This is a genomic window from Tritonibacter sp. SIMBA_163, assembly GCF_046535935.1.
Taxonomy (GTDB): domain Bacteria; phylum Pseudomonadota; class Alphaproteobacteria; order Rhodobacterales; family Rhodobacteraceae; genus Epibacterium; species Epibacterium scottomollicae.
Window position 1 is genome coordinate 1 of the sequence record NZ_JAWJBP010000398.1, and the last position, 275, is coordinate 275.

Consider the following 275-nt stretch of genomic DNA (forward strand, 5'->3'; position numbering starts at 1 on the left):
GGGCGGCTTCTCCGCTGCCGCAAAAGCCATCAACGCGACCCAATCGACCGTCAGCAAGGCGGTCAGGCAACTTGAGGACGAATTGGGGCTGATCCTGCTTGATCGTGAAGTTTCGCCCTCGCGGCTCACTGCGGCTGGCGAGATCGTCTTCCGTCGCGCGCTCGCGATGCTGGCGGAAAAGGACGACATGTTGGCCGAGCTCAATGAATTGCGCGGCCTCAAGCGCGGCCTCCTGAGGCTCGGCCTGCCGCCCATCGGCTCCAGCGTGCTTTTTG

1 protein-coding gene is annotated in these 275 nt (G+C 63.6%); it reads left to right on the forward strand.

Annotated features, from left to right (window positions below; all coding sequences use genetic code 11):
- A partial coding sequence (locus R0J92_RS22880; protein WP_411053353.1) for a LysR family transcriptional regulator occupies positions 1 to 275 on the forward strand: 275 nt, incomplete at both ends.